A 12927-nucleotide genomic window follows, 5' to 3' on the forward strand; every position below is an offset into this window, starting at 1 on the left:
AAAATGATCTTTTGCACAGTGTGGATAGATTCGCCGTCCCGACTGCCTCGGTCGTATAATCCGAGATGACATAGCACGCCCGCGAGAGCGTCCCGCGGGGTGCCGCGCTCTCGCGACGTGGTGGTCCGGATCGCGCGGCATCCCGCGGGACGGGATCGGACCACCACCATGCGCGCAAGGAAGAAGATGCCCTCGGCGTCCGCGACGCCGTGGGACGGCGTCCCCGAATCGGACGTCACGCCCGCCCAGGCGCTCGTCGCCCGGGCCCACCGCGAGGCCTACGCCGCCAGGCACGCCCCGACCGCCGGGGACGCGGAGTTCCTCAACGGGTACGAGCGGGCATCCTGCCCGCGGTGCGCGTCGCCCGACATCGTGCGCGACGGTTTCGACTCGCGCGGCGTCAGGCGCTGGGCCTGCCGGTCCTGCGGCAGGACGTTCACGCCCGCCACGGGGACCATCTTCGAGGGGCGCAAGGTGCCGGTCTCGGATTGGTGCGAGTTCGTCATCCAGCTGCTCTCCTTCGACAGCGTCCGCGAGATAGCCCGCTCGAACCGCAGGTCGCCGACCACCCCGCCCTGGTGGCTCGCCAAGCTCTTCCTCGTGCTCGACGGGATCCAGGACGGCACCGTCCTCTCCGGGCGCGTCCAGATTGACGAGACGTACTACCCGGTCCCCGCGGCGGAGGCCGAGCGCAACGCCGACGGCTCCCTCAAGCGGGGCCTGTCGCGCAACAAGCTGTGCATCGCGGTCGCGACCGACGGCCGGGGCCGGTCCGCCTTCGAGCCGTGCGGACGGGGCAAGCCGAGCGCGCGGAGGGCGCTCGCGGCCTACTCGGGCCACGTCGCGCGGGGCTCGACGCTCCTGCACGACAAGGAGAAGTCCCACCGCGCCCTGGTCCGCGAGCTCGGGCTCGCCAGCGTCGAGTACGACTCGAGGCGGCTGAAGAGCCTGCCCGACCGGGAGAACCCGCTGGCGGACGTGAACCGGCTGCACTTCCTGCTGAAGTCGTTCCTGGACGCCCACAAGGGCTTCGACCGCGCCGACCTGAAGGGATGGCTCGACCTGTTCAGCGTCATCGCCAACCCGCCGTCAGGCGCCATGGAGAAGGCCGCGATGGTGCTCGGTCGCGCCATGGAGTGCCCCGGTACGCTGAGGTACCGGGACTTCTATGGAGGAGGCCGCAGCTAGGCGGCATATATGGAGTCAAATCTATCCACACTGTGCAAAAGAGCATTGATTGAATAAACCCGGCCTTAAGAAGCCCTTACGTTCTTGTCATGGTTTATTGCCCTGAGATTGCGCGTACCCCCCCCCTGCTAGACTTTCCGAGACTTACGGAGGACCGATTTTGCTGAGGAGAGGTATGGAACGTCAGCTTGCGAGCAAGCGCGACACCAGGCGCACCCTATGCGCATGCCTGCTCGGTCTACTCTGCGCCCTGCTCGTCTCCGTCGACCTCGCCCCGGTGCCCACGAAGGCGGTCGAGGCGCTGTGGCCCCATGCCACGGGCGCCGTCTATATCGCACTCGAGGTGCTCTGCTCGCTTCCCGGACGCGAGGACAGCCTGCTTGTCGTGGCGTTCGGCCTGCTGCTCGCCCGGCCGGCGGCGACCGTCTATCTCGATCGCGACGCGGACCGTCCCCGCATGCGGGGCGCGTCCACCTGGGTCGTGCCCGCCCTGTTCGCGCTCGCCATGGTGTTCGGGCGCAGCTTCGATGTCGCCGGTTCAGCCGAGCTCGTCTGCGGCGGCATATCCGAGGGGATCAAGGCCGCGCTCAGCTTCATCGGATGGCTGCTGCTCGCCCGCATCGGCATCGTCCACCTCTTCCGGCTGCTCGACCGCGCCCGAGCGGCAGCCGATGCCGAGCCGACCGGGTGCGGCACGAGACCCAGCTCCGCATCCCGCGCCGGCCGCGCCGCCGCGTTCGTCTTCGACAGCCACCCCTTCGCGCTTCCCGCCGCCCTGCTCGCCCTCGCCTGGCTGCCCTGCCTGATCGGCTACGCCCCGGGCCTTTTCATGTGGGACACGGGAACGCAGATCCTCCAGTGGTTCGGCTACCCCAACAACGCAAGCTCCTACCTCAACCTGATCGACCCGGGTACGACCATCCTCACGCAGCACCACCCACCGCTCACCACGGCGCTCATCGGCTTATGCGTCCAGCTCGGCATGGCGCTTTGGGGCAGCGAGAACGCCGGCGCGTTCCTGTTCAACTGCCTGCAGTTCACCGCCGTCATCTGCTCGTATGCCCACGCCCATGCCGCGCTCGCACGGATCGGCTGCCCGCGGGCGGCGCGCATGGCGGCCTTCGCCTTCGTGCTCGTCGTGCCGGTCTATTCGAACTACGCCGTCCTCATCACCAAAGACGTCCTGTTCGCGGCGGCGCTGCTCCTGTTCGTCACGCAGCTCGTCCTGCTCGTTCGCGCCCAGTGCACCGAGGGCGCGGCGTTCGGCGGCCGCGACATCGCCCTGCTCGCCGCAAGCGCCCTCGGCATCACCCTCACGCGCAACGGCGCGCTCGCCATCGCCGCCGCGGGAATCGTCCCCGCGGCGATCGCCTGCCTGCACGGCCGCCGGCGCGGCGAATCCTGCGCCGGTGCGCGTCGTGGGCTTCGCATCGCGCTCGGGACGCTCGGCGCGGTCGTCGCCGTCAACGTCGCGCTCACCGGCATCGTCTACCCCGCCCTCGGCATCACGCCCGGCAGCCGTCGCGAGGTCCTGTCCATCCCCTTCCAGCAGACGGCGCGCTACGCGCGGGAGCACGAAGGGGAGCTGAGCCAGGAGGAACGCGACGCCATCGGGGCCGTGCTCGACATCGATGCCATCGGAGATGCGTACAACCCGAACAAGTCGGATGCCGTGAAGAACACCTTCAACGAGGACGCGACCGCCGAGGACCTTGCGGCCTACTTCCGCGTCTGGGCGAGCGAGTTTGCGCGCGACCCCGTCTGCTATCTCGAGGCGACCGCCGCCAACTACTATGCCTACTTCTATGCGGGCCATGCATCCGGCTGGTCGTACACCTCGGATTTCAGCCGCGAGGTCATGAACTGGGAGATGCTCACGCCCTATTTCTCGTTCTCCGCACCGGACCATCCGGTCGTGCGCGCGTTGGACGGCCTGTGCACGCTTTGGCGCACCGCGTTCCAAAAGCTGCCGCTCACCACGCTGACCATGCAGGCGGCCCTGTACTGCTGGAGCCTGATCGCGCTGACCGCCTACGCCGCGCGCACGCGACAGGGCCGGATGGCCGTGGTGCTCGCCCCCATGTGGGCGGTCCTCCTCATCACCCTCATCGGCCCCTGCAACGCCGCCACGTACTTCCGCTACGCCTACCCGCTCGCCGTCCTCGCGCCCTTCGCGTTCGCGTATGCCGTGAGCGGCGCGTGCGCGCCGGGGATGGCACCGACCGATCGCCTGTGCACGCAGGGCCCGCAGGTTCCCGGCGCGACGGCGCCGGGTTCGGCGTGAATCGGCGATGCTTCTTAAGAGAGGTGACCCGCAATGAACCGTCTTGACCGTCCATCCAATGCGCCGCAGCCGCCTGAGGCCAGCGCGGTCGCCCCGCGCATCGCCGTGCTGATTCCCTGCTACAACGAGGAGCTGACGATCGGCACCGTCGTCGATGATTTCAGGCGCGCCCTGCCCGAGGCCGACATCTTCGTCTACGACAACAATTCGTCCGACCGCACCTCCGAGATCGCGCAGGAGCACGGCGCTATCGTCCGCTTCGAGCCGCGCCAGGGCAAGGGCGTGACCGTCCGGCAGATGTTTCGCGATATCGAGGCCGACTGCTACGTGCTCGTCGACGGCGACGACACCTATCCCGCCGAGGCCGCCCGCGCCCTGATCGAACCGATACTCAGCGGCGAGGCGGACATGACGGTGGGAGACCGCCTGACGAACGGCACCTACGAGCACGAGAACACGCGTGCCTTCCACGCCTTCGGCAACAACCTCGTGCGCTGGCTCATCCACTGGATCTACGGATACAGCTTCCACGACGTCATGACCGGGTACCGCGCGTTTTCCCGCCTGTTCGTCAAGACGATGCCCGTGCTCTCGGTCGGGTTCCAGATCGAATGCGAGATGTCGATCCAGGCCGTCGACAAGCACTGGCGCATCCTCGAGATCCCCATCGTCTATCGCGACCGTCCGGCCGGCAGTTTCTCGAAGCTCTCGACGGTCTCGGACGGCATACGCGTGCTCGTGGCCATCGGTTCGCTCTTCAAGGATTACCGGCCGCTGAAGTTCTTCACGCTCGCAGCCCTGCTCTTCGCCGTATGCGGCCTGGTGGCGGGCGTGCCGGTCATCCTCGAATACCTTGCGACGGCCTATGTGAGCCGCGTGCCCTCGGCCATACTCGCCACCGCGCTCATGTTCTGCGCCGCCCTGTCGCTCAGCACGGGCGCCATCTTGGACACCGTCGCCAAGGGCGAGCGCAAGCGCTGGGAGCTTGCCGTCTACGAGGTGCAGGAGCGCGCGAAGCGGCGCGAGAACGGGCGAGCGCGGTAGGCCCCAACGCTGCGCACGATCACGGGAAGACAGCCCGGGCGCACGCCGAAGGTGTGTCCCCGATTTGCAAAAGTGCAAATTTCAGGTACGTCCCCGATTTGAATGACCCCCTGCTCGGGCGGCGCTGTGAAAAAGTGGGCCGCCCCGTGGGGAGCGGCCCTTATGCAAGCTGTCGTGTCGGATAGGTCGTTACTTGCCGAGGCCCTTGCCCAGGCGGTCGGCCACGGCGGCCACGGCATCCTCGGATACCGCACCGCACGCGCGGCAGGAGTCGCCGCGATCGTCGAGCGGGTTGCGCGTGTCGTCGTCCTCGGCGTGGTGCGGGCGGAACTTGGAGTCGACGGCGTCCATCTCCAGCGGCTTGATGTGCTCGAGTGTGAAGCCCTTGCCGGCGCGCATGTTCTCCTTGGCGACCGAGATCATGAGCTTGATGCGGTTGAGCTGGTTGACCTCGGAAGCGCCCGGATCGTAGTCCACGGCGACGATGTTGCTCTCGGGATGGCGGCGGCGCAGCTCCTTGATGACCGACTTGCCCACGACGTGGTTCGGCAGGCAAGCGAACGGCTGGGTGCAGATGATGTTCGGCGCGCCGTGATCGATCAGGTCGAGCATCTCCGCCGTGAGCAGCCAGCCCTCGCCCATCGTGTTGCACAGGGAGAGCACCTGGCTCGCCTTGGCGGCAAGCGCGCTGATGGGCTCGGGGCGCTCGAAGCGCTGCGACTTCTCGAGGATCTCGTCGGCGGGCCCGCGCATCCAGTCGATCAACTTGATGAGGGCGGCCATGGCCGTGCGCTGCGTACCGGAGCTGCCGAGCTCGCCCTTATCGTTCTCGGCGCCGCTCATCGCGAACAGGAAGAAGTCGAGCAGGCCCGGGACCACGGCCTCGCAGCCCTCGTGCTCGATGACGTCGACCACGTGGTTGTTGGCGGTGGGATGGAACTTCACGAGGATCTCGCCCACCACGCCCACGCGCGGCTTGGTTCCCTCGCCCTTGAGCGGCATGGTGTCGAACGCCCGCACGCTCTCGCGCACGAGCTTGGTGTAGCTGTGGCGCGTGAAGGTCGGCGCCATCTCGCGCGCCTTGGCCATGTACTTCTCGTACAGCGCGTTGGCCGCGCCCGGCTCGACCTCGTAGGGGCGGCAGCGGTAGAGCATCTGCATCATGACGTCGCCGTAGAGCACCGCGTAGACAGCGGCCTTCAGGATCTGCGGCGTCACCTTGAAGCCGGGGTTGTCCTCGTCGAGCTTCACGGCGGAGATGGAGATGACCGGGATCTCGGGGTGGCCGGAATCCTTCAGCGCCTTGCGGATGAGCGCGATGTAGTTCGTCGCACGGCAGCCGCCGCCGGTCTGCGAGATAATGACGGCGGTGCGCGACAGGTCGTAGCGGCCGGACTCGATGGCCTCCATGATCTGGCCCGTGACGAGAATCGACGGGTAGCAGATGTCGTTGTTCACGTACTTCAGGCCCGCCTCGACCGCGCCGCGGTCGGTGGAGGGCAGAAGCTCCAGGTTGTAGCCGTTCTTGCGGAAGACCTCCTTCACCAGGTCGAAGTGGATCGGCGCCATCTGCGGGCACAGGATCGTGTAGCCGTCACGGCGCATCTGCTCGGTGAACTTGACCTTGGGAAACGCTGCGGAGGCGGCGCGGCGCTGCGCGGACAGGGCGTACTTGTGCGTGGCGAACACCGGAGCCTCGTCGCTCGGGGCGACCGGCGCAGCATCGCCCTGCTCGTAGGCCTCGCCGGCGGCAGCGGCCTCGGCCGCGCGCTCGGCCTCCTGGTCCTTCAAGGCGGCCATGAGCGAGCGGATGCGGATGCGCGCCGCGCCGAGGTTCGACACCTCGTCGATCTTGAGCACGGTGTAGATCTTGCCGGAGCCCTCGAGGATCTCCTGCACCTGGTCGGTGGTCAGCGCGTCCAGGCCGCAGCCGAAGGAGTTCAGCTGGATGAGATCGAGGTCGTTGCGCAGCGTCACGAGCTTGGCCGCGCGATACAGGCGGCTGTGGTACATCCACTGGTCCACGACACGGATGGGACGGTCGGGCTTGACGAGGTGCGCCACGGAGTCTTCCGTGAGCACGGCGAAGCCGAAGCTCGCGATGAGCTCGGGCAGCGCGTGGTTGATCTCGGGGTCGTTGTGGTAGGGGCGACCGGCCAGCACGATGCCGTGGCCGCCGTGCTCCTCGATCCAGTGGATGGCCTCCTCGCCCATCGTCTGGATCTGCTCATGGAAGGCGGTGTCCACCTCGTAGGCGTAGTTGACGGCGTCGTCGACCTCGCGGCGCGTCAGCTTGGGCCCGCGCACGCGGCCGCGGCCGGCCTCGGCGTCGGACACGCGCTGCTCGGCGAGCACCTCGTACAGGCGGCGCTTGAGCGCCACGCGGTCGTTATACGGCACGAACGGGTACATGAACTCGATGTTCTTCTCGGCGAGCTCGTCGATGTTCAAGCCGAGCGCCGTGGGGTAGCTCATGACGATCGGGCAGTTGTAGCAGTTGCCCGCGGCCTCGTCCTCCTTGCGCTCCTTGCGGATGCAGGGCATCCAGATGAAGTCCGGATCCTTGTCGATGAGGTTCATGATGTGGCCGTGGGAGAGCTTGGCCGGATAGCACACGGACTCCGACGGCATGGACTCGATGCCCGCCTCGTAGGTCTTCTTGGTAGAGTCGTCCGACAGCACGACCGAGAAGCCGAGCTTGGTGAAGAACGCGTGCCAGAACGGGTAGTCCTCGTACATGTTGAGCGCGCGCGGGATGCCCACCGTGCCGCGCGGGGCCTCGTCGGCGTCCAGGCACTCACGGTCGAACAGCAGCTCGTTTTTCTTCTTGAACAGGTTCGGGGCCTCGGTCTTGCTCTTCTTGTGCCCCGCGCCCTTCTCGCAGCGGTTGCCCGTGATGAAGCGGCGACCGCCGCCGAAGTCGTTGATGGTGAGCTGGCAGTTGTTGGAGCAGCGGCCGCAGCGCGCGTGCTTCTGCGTGACGGTGAGGTCGGCGATCTCGCCGGCGGTCAGGATGGTCGAGACGCCGGCGGCGCCGGCGCGGTCGCGCGCGAGCAGGGCGGCGCCGTAGGCTCCCATGCAGCCGGCGATGTCGGGACGCACAGCGTCAAGGCCGGTGAGCAGCTCGAAGGCGCGCAGGGTCGCGTCGGACATGAAGGTGCCGCCCTGGACGATGACCTGGTCGCCGATCTCGGACGGGTCGCGCAGCTTGATGACCTTGAACAGGGCGTTTTTGATGACGGAGTAGGACAGGCCCGCGGCGATGTCGCCCACCGTGGCGCCCTCCTTCTGCGCCTGCTTGACGCGGGAGTTCATGAAGACGGTGCAGCGGCTGCCCAGGTCGACCGGGTTCTTGGCGCCGATGGCCTCCTTCGCGAACTGCACGACGTCCATGTTCATGGACACCGCGAAGCTCTCGATGAAGCTGCCGCAACCCGACGAGCAGGCCTCGTTCAGCATGATGTGCTCGATGACGCCGTCGCGCACGCGCAGGCACTTCATGTCCTGGCCGCCGATGTCCAGGATGAACTGGACGCCGGGGAGGAACGCGCGGGCGCCGCGCAGGTGGGCCACGGTCTCGATCTCACCGGAGTCGGCCTTGAGCGCCTCGATGAGCAGCGCCTCGCCGTAGCCGGTCGTGGTCACGTGCCCGATGGTGCAGCCGGCAGGGATATGCGCGTAGAAGTCGGCCATGATGGTCTTGGCCGTGCCGAGGATGTCGCCGTTGTTGTTGCCGTACCACGTGTGCAGCAGCTGGCCGTCCTCGCCCACCATGGCGGCCTTCATCGTGGTGGAGCCGGCGTCGATGCCGATGAACACGCGGGCGCCCGTATAGGTCGCTAGGTCGCCCTTGGGCACGACCTCGCGGTCGTGGCGCTCCTTGAACGCGCGGTACGCCTCCTCGTCGGCGAACAGCGCGTCGAGGCGCGCGACCTCGGAGCCCTGCGTGTCGCCGAGCGCGTCGATGGCCTCGATGAGCTCGGGGAACGTTGCGAGCTTGTTGGACTCGTGCGCCATGGCGGCGCCGCTCGCCACGAACAGGTGCGCGTTCTCGGGCACGATGCGGTGCTCCTCATCGAGCTCGAGCGTGATGTAGAACCGCTTACGCAGCTCGGAGAGGTACTGCAGCGGGCCGCCGAGGAACGCGACGTTGCCGCGGATGGGGCGGCCGCACGCGAGGCCCGAGATGGTCTGCGTGACGACGGCCTGGAAGATGGAGGCGGCGACGTCTGCGGGCGCCGCGCCCTCGTTCAGCAGGGGCTGAACGTCGGTCTTGGCGAACACGCCGCAGCGGGAGGCGATCGGGTAGATGGTCGTCGCCTCGCGGGCGAGCTCGTTCAGGCCGGACGCGTCGGTGTGCAGCAGCGTGGCCATCTGGTCGATGAACGCGCCCGTGCCGCCGGCGCAGGTGCCGTTCATGCGCTGCTCGATGCCCTGGTCGAAGTAGATGATCTTGGCGTCCTCGCCGCCGAGCTCGATGGCGACATCGGTCGCGGGGATCAGGGTCTCCACGGCGCGCTTGCTCGCGATGACCTCTTGCACGAACTCCAGGCCGAGCCACTGGCTGAGCAGAAGACCGCCCGAGCCGGTGATGGCGCAGGTCATGGGCGTGCGCTCGAGCAGGCCGGCCGCGCCCACGAACAGGTCGCGCGCGCAGGCGCGCACGTCGGTGTGGTGGCGCTGGTACTTGGCGTAGACGATCTGGTTGTCGTCGTTCAGGACCGCGAGCTTGACCGTGGTGGAGCCCACATCGATACCCAGGTGGAGCGTACCGTAGGCGGCCTCGGGATTCCAGATGCTGCCCTCGGGGACAACACCGATCTTGATCTCGTCGCTCATTTAGTTCCCCTCGTTCTCGAGTTGCAGGTTGAGAAGCTTCATGCCGTATTCCGGCACGTTGATGTCGATGGGCATGCCGTACAGGTCGCCGGGGCGCACGAAGGCGATGACCGTCATGATGCGCGCCATGGTCTCGGGGCTCTCCTTGAGGCCGGTCTCGAACCAGCGCTGGATCACGCCGACCTCGGCGGTGACGACATAGCTGAGGTAGTAGTCGAAAAAGGCGCCCAGCGCACCGGGGAAGATGCCGGTCTGCATGCGGTCGGCGACCGCCGCGCGCGCCAGGTCGATGAGCTTCTTGATGAACGCCGGGTCTCCGCCGGGGCCAAGAAGCGATCCGATGAGCTCGCAGTGCTTGCGCAGGTAGTCGAGCAGCTCGACGGAGCCGGGGGCGGGAGCCAGCTCATCGATGTTGCGATAGAGCTCCGGCAGCGTCGAGGCGCCGATGCGCGCCACGAGCTCTCCGATGTCTTCGAGTAGGACGGACTCCACCTGCTCGACGAAATCGGGAATGTCCTTGTAATGGGAGTAGAACGTGCGCCGCGTCAGGCCCGCGCACTCGGTGAGCGACGCCACCGTGATGCGCGACAGGTCCTCGCCCGCGCTGAGCTGCCGGACGAGCGCGCCGAGCAGCGCGTGCTGCGAACGCAGCGACCGGCGGTCGCACTTGAAATCGGTTTGTGGCATGCAGTCCTTTCGGTTGCAATTTCACTCCGTGTGCATTATTGCACAGCGTGTGCACGAATATACCTGCCTGGCCGCGCCGCACGGTCTCTGCACAAGTGTCAAGGCACGGTTAAGGAAAACACCAATCGACTAAGTTTGCACCAGCCGCTACCGGGGCATGCCCCATCTACCGCGCGCTCCGGGCAACGCTCGAATCGACGGTACGTATAGGTAACACCGCCCCATCGACGGTACGGTATGGGAACGTTTTTGGGTGAAAAACGTTCCCATACCGTACACTCGATTGCCCGACCGCGTCCCCGATTTGTGCCGGTTGGATCAGCGTTTTCCTTGATCTGCGGCTCCTCACATGCGACCAGTGAAATCGCGGCATCAAAAGATGCCCTCACAAAAATGGGCACACTAGAAGGTAGTCACCTAGCGAGGAGATGGTCTTATGTCGATATGCGCCGCATTCGCCGTTCCGCATCCACCGCTGATCGTTCCCGGAGTCGGGCATGGGCGCGAGGCGGGCATCCAGGCCACCGTCGACGCCTATCGCGAGGTGGCGCGGCGCGTCGCCGAGATCGCGCCCGACACCATCGTGCTCTCGAGCCCGCACTCGACGTCGTACCTCGACTACCTGCACATCTCGGGTGGCAGCGGTGCGGCCGGAACGTTCGCCCAGTTCGGGGATCGCGCCGACGGGAGCCGGGTCGCCTACGACCGGGAACTCGTCGACGCGCTGTGCGAGGCGGCAGACGCCTGCGGCCTTGCCGCCGGCACCGCCGGCGAGCGGGACCCCGAGCTCGACTGGGGCGTGCTCGTGCCGCTCCACTTCATCCAAGAGGAGTGCGCGCGCCGCCGCGATGCGGGCGACGACCTGCCGACGTACCGGCTGGTCCGCATCGGGCTGTCCGGGCTCTCGCCGCTCGACCACTACCGCTTGGGCCAGCTCGTCCAGCGCGTGTCCGATACGCTGGGGCGGTGCTGCGTCTACGTCGCGTCGGGCGACCTGTCGCACAAGCTTTCCGAGGACGGGCCCTACGGATACGCCCCCGACGGCCCCGCCTTCGACGAGCTCGTCTGCCATGCGTTCGAGGAGGGCGACTTCCTGGCGCTGATGACCGCGGACCGCGGCATGTGCGAACGCGCCGCCGAATGCGGGCTGCGCTCGTTCCAGATCATGGCGGGCGCGCTCGACCGCACGCCCATCCGATCCGAGCTGCTTTCCTATGAGGGGCCCTTCGGCGTGGGATACGGCATCGCCGCGTTCACCCCCACTGGGGCGGACGGCTCGGATGTCTCGCGCGCCATCGGCGACCGGTACGAGGCGTGGCATGCGGCGGACATGGACCGGCGCCGCCGCGCCGAGAGCCCGTGGGTGCGGCTCGCGCGCTACTCGCTCGAATCCTACGTCCGCGACGGGCGGCGCATCGATCCCAACCGGGACCTGCCGGCAGATCTCGCCGGGGCGCTTCCCGGCGAGCTGTTCTCGACGCGCGCCGGCGCCTTCGTCTCGCTCAAGATGAACGGGCAACTGCGCGGCTGCATCGGGACCATCCTGCCCGTGCGCGACAGCCTTGCCGAGGAGATCTGCGCGAACGCGATCTCGGCCGGATGCCGCGACCCGCGCTTCTCCCCCGTAGAAGAAGACGAGCTCGCGGAGCTGGTCTACGATGTCGACGTGCTATCGGAACCCGAGGCTATCGCAGGGCCCGACGAGCTCGACCCCGCCCGCTACGGCGTCATCGTGAGCGCGAGCCGAGGGCGGCGCGGACTGCTGCTGCCGGACCTCGACGGCATCGACACGGTCGCGAAGCAGATCGGCATCGCCGCGCGCAAGGGCGGCATCGACCCGGACGACCCGAGCATCACGCTCGAGCGGTTCACCGTCACGCGCCACGTATAGGGGGCGCGGGCGCGCCTCGAGGCGCCCGTCGAAGGAGGAGACCATGGAAGCAGCCGCGTACGCAACCTGCGGCACCTGCCCGCGCCGCTGCCGCTTGGCGCTGGGACGCCTTGGGGCGTGCCGAGCCCGACGCAACGTCGGCGGCGCGGTGGTGCCCGCAAACTACGGGCGCGTCACCTCGCTGGCGCTCGACCCCATCGAGAAGAAGCCGCTCGCGCGCTATAGGCCCGGCACCTTCGTGGTCTCGGCCGGAAGCTTTGGCTGCAACCTGCGATGCCCGTTTTGCCAAAACGCGGAGATCTCGCAAGCTGACGATGTGGGCGTCCCCTGGCGCGAAATCGCTCCCGAAGAGCTCGTCGCCATCACCCGCGACGCACGCGACCGCGATGGCCGCGTGATCGGAATCGCCTACACCTACAACGAGCCGCTCGTGGGATGGGAGTACATGCGCGACTGCGCGCGACTGGCACACGAGGCGGGGCTTGTGAACGTCTTGGTGTCGAACGGATGCGTCGAGCCGAGCGTGCTCGACGAACTCGCGGGGCTCATCGACGCGGCGAATATCGATCTCAAGGGGTTTACCGACGGGTTCTACGACGCCTGCGGCGCGCCCGCACACGCGCTCTCCCGCGTGAAGGGCACCATCGCGCGCCTCGCGGCCGATCCCGCCTGCCATCTCGAGGTCACGACGCTCGTCGTCCCCGACATGAACGACACCGAGGAGGAGATCGATGCGATGGCCCGCTGGCTCGCATCGCTTGATGAGGGACGCGGGCGTAACACCGTCACCTACCACGTCACGCGCTTCTTCCCGCGCTGGCGCCTCACCGATCGCGGGCCGACGCCCGTGGATGCGGTCTACCGTCTCGCCGACGTGGCGCGCCGGCACCTCGAGCACGTCTACACCGGCAACTGCTAGAAACGCTGACTAAAGCATTCCGCTCACAGCAGCGGTGACGGGCAATCGTCTGAATCGACAGTACGCTATGGGAAC

Annotated in this window: 7 protein-coding genes; 5 read left to right on the plus strand and 2 right to left on the minus strand. The window is 67.4% G+C overall.

Going from position 1 to position 12927, the window contains the following annotated elements:
- Window positions 1–186: 186 nt before the first annotated feature.
- The 3 genes from BN3789_RS00005 to BN3789_RS00015 all read left to right on the plus strand — a co-directional run bounded on the left by BN3789_RS00005 (window position 187) and on the right by BN3789_RS00015 (window position 4516).
- Window positions 187–1188 (plus strand): IS1/IS1595 family N-terminal zinc-binding domain-containing protein, encoded by a 1002-nt coding sequence (locus BN3789_RS00005; protein ID WP_066828416.1) that lies wholly within the window; start codon window positions 187–189, stop codon window positions 1186–1188.
- Window positions 1189–1363: 175 nt separating this feature from the next.
- On the plus strand, window positions 1364–3472 hold the full coding sequence (locus BN3789_RS00010; protein ID WP_066828419.1) for a DUF6020 family protein: 2109 nt from the start codon (window positions 1364–1366) through the stop codon (window positions 3470–3472).
- Between the two features lie 33 nt (window positions 3473–3505).
- A complete protein-coding gene (locus BN3789_RS00015; protein WP_066828421.1) occupies window positions 3506–4516 on the plus strand; it encodes a glycosyltransferase family 2 protein in 1011 nt (336 codons plus the stop codon).
- 189 nt (window positions 4517–4705) lie between these two features.
- Here BN3789_RS00015 and BN3789_RS00020 read toward each other — a convergent pair whose 3' ends face one another.
- Both BN3789_RS00020 and BN3789_RS00025 read right to left on the minus strand, forming a co-directional pair.
- On the minus strand, window positions 4706–9355 hold the full coding sequence (locus tag BN3789_RS00020; RefSeq protein WP_066828423.1) for a 2-hydroxyacyl-CoA dehydratase: 4650 nt from the start codon (window positions 9353–9355) through the stop codon (window positions 4706–4708).
- A complete protein-coding gene (locus tag BN3789_RS00025) occupies window positions 9356–10042 on the minus strand; it encodes a TetR/AcrR family transcriptional regulator (RefSeq protein ID WP_066828425.1) in 687 nt (228 codons plus the stop codon).
- 436 nt (window positions 10043–10478) lie between these two features.
- On the opposite strand from BN3789_RS00025, the gene amrA reads away from it, so the two are divergent.
- Window positions 10479–11933 (plus strand): AmmeMemoRadiSam system protein A, encoded by a 1455-nt coding sequence (gene amrA / locus BN3789_RS00030; RefSeq protein WP_066828427.1) that lies wholly within the window; start codon window positions 10479–10481, stop codon window positions 11931–11933.
- A 43-nt stretch (window positions 11934–11976) separates the two neighbouring features.
- Entirely contained in the window at window positions 11977–12852 is an 876-nt protein-coding gene (gene amrS / locus BN3789_RS00035) for an AmmeMemoRadiSam system radical SAM enzyme (protein ID WP_066828429.1), read from the plus strand.
- The last annotated feature ends 75 nt before the right edge of the window (window positions 12853–12927 follow it).

The organism is Collinsella ihumii (genome assembly GCF_900046475.1).
Classification (GTDB): domain Bacteria; phylum Actinomycetota; class Coriobacteriia; order Coriobacteriales; family Coriobacteriaceae; genus Collinsella; species Collinsella ihumii.

Bases quoted from the DNA above. Each gene is read 5' to 3' on its own strand.
- BN3789_RS00005 (WP_066828416.1), top strand. From the start codon at position 187: ATGCCCTCGGCGTCCGCGACGCCGTGGGACGGCGTCCCCGAATCGGAC.
- BN3789_RS00010 (WP_066828419.1), top strand. From the start codon at position 1,364: ATGGAACGTCAGCTTGCGAGCAAGCGCGACACCAGGCGCACCCTATGC.
- BN3789_RS00015 (WP_066828421.1), top strand. From the start codon at position 3,506: ATGAACCGTCTTGACCGTCCATCCAATGCGCCGCAGCCGCCTGAGGCC.
- BN3789_RS00020 (WP_066828423.1), bottom strand. From the start codon at position 9,355: ATGAGCGACGAGATCAAGATCGGTGTTGTCCCCGAGGGCAGCATCTGG.
- BN3789_RS00025 (WP_066828425.1), bottom strand. From the start codon at position 10,042: ATGCCACAAACCGATTTCAAGTGCGACCGCCGGTCGCTGCGTTCGCAG.
- amrA (WP_066828427.1), top strand. From the start codon at position 10,479: ATGTCGATATGCGCCGCATTCGCCGTTCCGCATCCACCGCTGATCGTT.
- amrS (WP_066828429.1), top strand. From the start codon at position 11,977: ATGGAAGCAGCCGCGTACGCAACCTGCGGCACCTGCCCGCGCCGCTGC.